At 68.9% G+C, this 6,375-nt stretch carries 5 protein-coding genes; 1 reads left to right on the top strand and 4 read right to left on the bottom strand.

Annotated elements, in window-relative coordinates:
* Nucleotides 1–100 precede the first annotated feature (100 nt).
* From QYS60_RS21840 to QYS60_RS21830, 3 genes are all read right to left on the bottom strand, one after another.
* On the bottom strand, nt 101–1,456 hold the full coding sequence (locus QYS60_RS21840) for a PhoH family protein (protein WP_371384254.1): 1,356 nt from the start codon (nt 1,454–1,456) through the stop codon (nt 101–103).
* Between the two features lie 266 nt (nt 1,457–1,722).
* Entirely contained in the window at nt 1,723–3,018 is a 1,296-nt protein-coding gene (gene glyA, locus QYS60_RS21835; protein ID WP_371384253.1) for a serine hydroxymethyltransferase, read from the bottom strand.
* 111 nt (nt 3,019–3,129) lie between these two features.
* Nucleotides 3,130–4,320, bottom strand: coding sequence for a DUF885 domain-containing protein (locus QYS60_RS21830; RefSeq protein ID WP_371384252.1), 1,191 nt, complete (start codon nt 4,318–4,320; stop codon nt 3,130–3,132).
* Between the two features lie 172 nt (nt 4,321–4,492).
* Here QYS60_RS21830 and coaA point away from each other — a divergent pair, with 172 nt between their 5' ends.
* Complete coding sequence (coaA, locus tag QYS60_RS21825; protein WP_003935077.1) at nt 4,493–5,425, top strand: type I pantothenate kinase; 933 nt, start codon at nt 4,493–4,495, stop codon at nt 5,423–5,425.
* A gap of 61 nt (nt 5,426–5,486) precedes the next feature.
* On the opposite strand, the gene QYS60_RS21820 is transcribed toward coaA, so the two are convergent.
* Nucleotides 5,487–6,254, bottom strand: coding sequence for an isoprenyl transferase (locus QYS60_RS21820; RefSeq protein ID WP_003935078.1), 768 nt, complete (start codon nt 6,252–6,254; stop codon nt 5,487–5,489).
* Nucleotides 6,255–6,375 lie beyond the last annotated feature (121 nt).

Below are 6,375 nucleotides of genomic sequence, written 5' to 3'. Positions count from 1 at the left end.
CCGAAGCGTTCACCGAGCTTGTCGCATCGGCCGCCTGAAACCGCCGTCATCGACGCGATGTGACATTCGGCCCACGACAGCCGGCCGACGACAGCAGGCATCAGGCGCCGGGGGCGAACTCCTCGAGCATCTCCGTCACCAGCGCCGCGATCGGCGAACGCTCACTGCGGGTCAAGGTGACATGCGCGAAAAGCGGATGTCCCTTGAGCTTCTCGATCACGGCCGCGACGCCGTCGTAACGGCCCACCCTCAGGTTGTCGCGCTGGGCGACGTCGTGGGTGAGCACCACCCGTGAGCCGGCGCCGAGGCGGGAGAGCACGGTGAGCAGCACGTTGCGCTCGAGGGACTGCGCCTCGTCGACGATCACGAACGAGTCGTGCAGCGACCTGCCCCGGATATGGGTCAGCGGAAGCACTTCCAGCATGCCCCGGCTGATGACCTCGTCCATGACCTCCGGGCTGGCGAGACCGTCGAGGGTGTCGAACACGGCCTGCGCCCACGGTCCCATCTTCTCGCTCTCGCTGCCGGGGAGATAGCCCAGCTCCTGCCCTCCGACGGCGTACAGCGGACGGAACACCACGACCTTGCGCTGGGTGCGACGCTCCAGCACGGCCTCGAGGCCCGCGGTCAGTGCCAGCGCCGACTTGCCCGTGCCCGCCTTGCCGCCGAGCGAGACGATGCCGACGGACTCGTCGAGCAGCAGGTCCAGCGCCACTCGTTGTTCCGCGGAACGCCCGTGCAACCCGAACGCCTCCCGGTCTCCGCGCACCAGCTGCACCCGCTTGTCCGGCGTGACCCGGCCCAGGGCGCTGGACGAGCCACCCAGCAGACGGATCCCGGTGTGGCACGGCAGATCCCTCGCGGTGTCGAGGTCGACGATGCCCTCGGCGAACAGGTCGTCGATCAGCGTCCGGTCCACCTCGAGTTCGGTCATGCCGGTCCAGCCCGACGTCACCACGTCCTGGGCGTGGTACTCGTCGGCGCTCAGCCCGACGGCGCCGGCCTTGACCCGGAGCGGGATGTCCTTGCTGACCAGCACCACGTCGTGCCCGTCGCCGGCGAGGTTCAGCGCGCACGCCAGGATCCGGGAATCGTTGGTGTCCGTGCGGAATCCGGCCGGCAGCACCTGCGGGTCGGTGTGGTTGAGCTCGACGTGCAGGGTGCCTCCCGCGTCCCCGATCGGGATGGGCTGATCGAGCCGCCCGTACTGCAGGCGCAGGTCGTCGAGCAGCCGCAGCGATTCCCTCGCGAACCAACCCAGTTCGTGGTGGTGCCGCTTGCCTTCGAGTTCGCCGATCACGACGAGGGGTAGCACCACTTCGTGCTCGGCGAAGCGGGTCACCGCCCACGGATCGGAGAGCAACACGGAGGTGTCCAGCACGTAGGTGCGTACATCGGGTTTCTTCGCCGGGGTCCTACCGGAGCGGCGGGCGGGGACGGAGCGTGTTGCAGTCACGTGAGGCTCCTAGGCCTGTGTAGCACCACACAGACTTCGTTCGATGGGCCGGTCGAACCTGGTGTCCACGAAGGACACGAGGGCCGGGTGCCGGCCCCTCGCTCTGTCTGACACAGTCACGATCAGGACCTCCCGCGTAGCCGGCAACTGCGCCGTCTACACCCTCGACGCTAACGCCGACACGCCCCGTTCGCTCGACGAGCGAAGAGGCGTGTCGGTGAAGATTGGGTAAACGTGGCAATTCCGGCACGGGCCGGGGGCCGCGCCTAGACCAGTTTCCAGTCCTCCAGACCCTGGTACAGCGGAGCGGCGGCGGCGAGCGCGCTCACCCGGCCGCGCAGCGTCGCCGCGTCGGACGCGCCCGTCAGTGCGGCCGCGATGATGTCGGCGACCTCGGTGAACTGCTCGTCGCCGAAGCCGCGGGTGGCCAGCGCCGGGGTGCCGATACGCAGGCCGGAGGTGACCATCGGGGGACGCGGGTCGAACGGCACCGCGTTGCGGTTGACGGTGATGCCGATCTCGTGCAGCAGGTCCTCGCCCTGCTGGCCGTCGAGCTGCGAATTGCGCAGGTCGACGAGGACGAGGTGCACATCGGTGCCGCCGGTCAGCACGGTGATGCCCTTGTCGGTGACGTCGGACTGCATCAGTCGCTCGGCGAGGATCTTCGCGCCGGAGACGGTACGGCGCTGCCGGTCCTTGAACTCCTCGCTCGCGGCGATCTTCAGCGCGGCGGCCTTCGCGGCGATGACGTGCATGAGCGGGCCGCCCTGCTGGCCCGGGAACACCGCGGAGTTGATCTTCTTCGCCCACTCCTGCTTTGCGAGGATCAGACCCGAGCGCGGGCCACCGAGGGTCTTGTGGACGGTGGTGGACACGACGTCCGCGTACGGCACCGGCGACGGGTGCAGGCCCGCAGCGACGAGGCCGGCGAAGTGCGCCATGTCGACCCACAGATAGGCACCGACCTCGTCGGCGATGGAGCGGAACGCGGCGAAGTCCTCGTGCCGCGGGTACGCGGACCATCCGGCGACGATGACCTTCGGCTTCTCGGTCAGCGCGATCGAGCGGACCTCGTCCATGTCGACGCGGTGGTCCTCCTTGCTGACCCCGTAGGAGGCGACGTCGTACAGCTTGCCGGAGAAGTTCAGCTTCATGCCGTGGGTCAGGTGCCCGCCGTGGGCGAGGTCGAGCCCCAGCAGCTTCTCGCCCGGGTTCATCAGCGCCATCAGCACGGCCGCATTGGCCTGCGCCCCGGAGTGGGGCTGGACGTTCGCGAACTCGGCGCCGAACAGCTCCTTGGCGCGGGTGCGGGCGAGGTCCTCGACGATGTCGACGTTCTCGCAGCCGCCGTAGTAGCGGCGTCCCGGGTATCCCTCGGCGTACTTGTTGGTGAGCACGCTGCCCTGCGCCTGGAGCACCGCGCGCGGCACGAAGTTCTCCGACGCGATCATCTCGAGCGTGTCACGCTGGCGCGACAGCTCGCCGGCCATGGCCTGCGCCAGCTCGGGGTCCAGATCTGCGAGCGAGGCGGTGTTGACGTCGGTGCCGGGCACAACGGTCATCGAGGTTTCTCCAAGCTGGGGACGGCGGGAATTCACCTACCAGTCTACGAACCCTGCCCCCGGTCCAGGAACCCGGTCCCCTCGGGCGACGGCGCAGGTCACGACTGCTCGTCACCGCAGGACGCTGGGCACCAGGGGTTCGTCGAGCAGGCGACGGAACCGTTCGACGCGTTCCGTCCCTGCCGGTGCCTGCGCCAGCCAGCCGCCGAGCAGGCGGTACCCCTCGACGTAGGTGCTGATGTAGGCGCGCCACAAGGGCGACGACAGGAAGCGGAGCGACTGCCGGGCCCGCTCCGGGCTCGACAGGGACCAGCGCTCCAGGAAGGCGACGACCTCGTCGCCGGTGCGCCCCCGGTCGTGCAGGAGCAGGGCGGCGTCCTGGCGGACGCTCAGCAGCCCGGCGGACGCCTCGTGCAGCTGCTCGGCGAGCTCACCGTCGAAGCGCAGGCCCAGGTCGGCGTAGATGTCCTGGGCCCACTTCCCCCAGCCCGGTCCGACGATCGTCTCGAGCGCGAGGTCCGCCAGCCCCTCGGCCATGAGGCACTGCGGGGTGTTCACGACGAAGAGGGTCTGCTCGTCGTGCCCCCCGGCGACGAGTCCGGCCTCCTTGCGACAGTGTTCGGTGTGGTGGCCGGGATAGGACTCGTGCGCGATCAGCCGAGGCAGGTGCGACATGTGCTGGTCGAGATCGGAGTTGATCGCGACGCGGGAGCGGTAGTGGCCCAGGTAGTAGTTGAACCCCGACCACGGCTTGTCGCCGACCACCTCGTATTCGACGGTCTCGGTCTCGGGTAGCGGGAACACCGCGCGGACCTTGTCACGCAGGGCGCTCGAGAAGGCGTCCACGCACTCGGCGAGGCGGTCCGCGGGAACGACCTCGGACTTGCGGTGGGCCTGCAGCCGCTCGGCGAGCGGACCGCTGCCGGGCAGCAGCGCGTCGATCCGCCGGTGGGCGTCGCGGTACGAATCCTCGTCGCCCATGTCGATACGCACGTCGAAGTAGGCCTCGACCTCCTCGACGAAGGCGATGTCCTCACCGGCGAACTTGCGGGCCGAGCAGTCGAGGGCGCGAAGGTGCACGTCGAGGAAGCGGGTGCGCTCGCCGGAGAGTCCCGTCGCAGGCAGCTCGGCCCGCAGCCTGCGTGCGATGTGGGACAAGTCACGAGGATCCGGAGCCGGCGCGTTCTCCACACGGCGACGCAGGTCCGGGTCACCGGTGAAGGCGTCGACGAAACCCTCCTCGAGCCGGTCGAACGCCAAGCCGAGCAGGAGGTATTCACGCACCAGCGAGTCCGGGTCCATGCCCTCGCACCCTAGTACCCCGAACCGGTCCACGGCCCGTCGGCGACCCCGGAAACCGGACCCCGCGCAGCGAGCGGATGTGTCAGCGAGCACAATCGGCCGATATGGACATCCTTCGCTGCGAGCCATCCCCGGCGTGTGCCGCCGGGCCCGTCGAGTCGGGAGTGTGCCGGTGGCGCGTCTGAGCGAGCCGAGTCCGTACGTCGAGTTCGACCGCAAGCAGTGGCGGACGCTGCGCAAGTCGACGCCGCTGGTGCTGACCGAGGAAGAACTGCGCGGCCTGCGGGGCCTCGGCGAGCAGATCGATCTGGCGGAGGTGGCGGAGGTGTACCTTCCGCTGGCCCGTCTCATCCATCTGCAGGTCGCCGCACGGCAGCGCCTGTTCGCCGCGACCGCAACGTTCCTCGGCGAGAAGCATCCGGACCAGCAGGTGCCGTTCGTGATCGGAGTGGCCGGCTCGGTCGCGGTCGGCAAGTCGACCACGGCGCGCGTGCTGCAGGCACTGCTGGCGCGCTGGGAACACCATCCTCGGGTGGACCTGGTGACCACCGACGGCTTCCTGTACTCGTCCCGGGAGCTGATGCGACGGAACATCATGCATCGCAAGGGGTTTCCGGAGAGTTACGACCGGCGCAAACTGCTCCGGTTCGTCACCGAGGTCAAATCCGGCGCCGCGGAGGTGGCGGCCCCGGTGTACTCGCACATCTCCTACGACATCATCCCGGGCCAATATCACGTGGTGCGGCAACCGGACATCCTCATCATCGAGGGCCTGAACGTCCTGCAGACCGGTCCGAGGCTGATGGTGTCGGACCTGTTCGACTTCTCGATCTACGTCGACGCTCGCCTCGAGGACATCGAGAAATGGTATGTGGAGCGGTTTCTCGCGCTCCGCAAGACGGCGTTCTCCGATCCCGAGGCGCATTTCCACCACTACGCGAACTTGTCGGACCGCGACGCAGTGGGCGCCGCGAAGGAGATCTGGCACTCGATCAACCGGCCGAACCTGGTGGAGAACATCCTGCCGACGCGGCCGCGCGCAACGCTGGTCCTGCGCAAGGACTCCGACCATTCGATCAACCGTCTGCGCCTGCGCAAACTGTAGGCGGCTGCGCCGCCGGTGCGTCCTTTGGGCTGCGGGGACAGCCCAAAGGACGCACCGGTGGCTAGGCGCCGAAGCGGCGGTGCCGCGCCGCGAAGTCGCGCAGGGCGCGCAGGAAGTCGACGCGACGGAACTCCGGCCAGTAGGCCTCGGTGAACCAGATCTCGGAGTACGCGCTCTGCCACAGCAGGAAGCCCGAGAGCCGTTGCTCGCCGGAGGTCCGGATCACGAGGTCGGGGTCGGGCTGTCCCGAGGTGTAGAGATGATCACTGATGGCCTCGACCGTGACGGCCTCGACCAGCCCCTCGCCGTCGAGCCCCTCGCGCTGCTTGGCTCGCAGCAGGGCCTGCACGGCGTCGGCGATCTCCTGCCGGCCGCCGTAGCCGACCGCGACGTTGACGTGGGTGCCGGTGCGGCCCTGCGTGCGCTGTGCGGCCTCGCTCAGGCGCCGGCTCAGTTCGTCCGGCAGCAGGTCGAGCGTGCCGACGATCTTGACGCTCCAGTTCTGCTCCGGACCGGAGATCTCCTCGACGACGTCGGTGATGATCTCGAGCAGGGCCTCGAGCTCCTCGGGCTCACGCCGCAGGTTCTCCGTGGAGAGCAGGTAGATGGTGGCCCGCTCGATGCCGGCGGCATCGCACCAGCTCAGCAGTTCGGCGATCTTGAGGGCACCCATCCGGTGTCCGTGACTGACGTCGGTGAACCCGTTCTCGCGGGCCCAGCGACGGTTGCCGTCGCACATCACGGCGACATGCCGGGGGTGCGGCGCGCCGTCCAGCTTGCTCAGCAGCCGTCGTTCGTAGAGCTGATACAGCAGGCCGCGCGCGTTCACCCCGAGATCACCACGCGGGTCACATTACGCTCACGGTGGCCTCGGGTCGCGGCGGCGGTCGGGTGCGGCCCCGAGTGTGACTCCTCCCATCCCGGGGTCCGGTACGGCAGGCAAGTTACGG

Origin of the sequence: Rhodococcus sp. GXMU-t2271, assembly GCF_041414735.1 — a bacterium.
GTDB classification, from domain to species: Bacteria; Actinomycetota; Actinomycetes; order Mycobacteriales; family Mycobacteriaceae; genus Rhodococcus; species Rhodococcus indonesiensis.
This window is presented reverse-complemented; position numbering and strand designations above follow the sequence as displayed.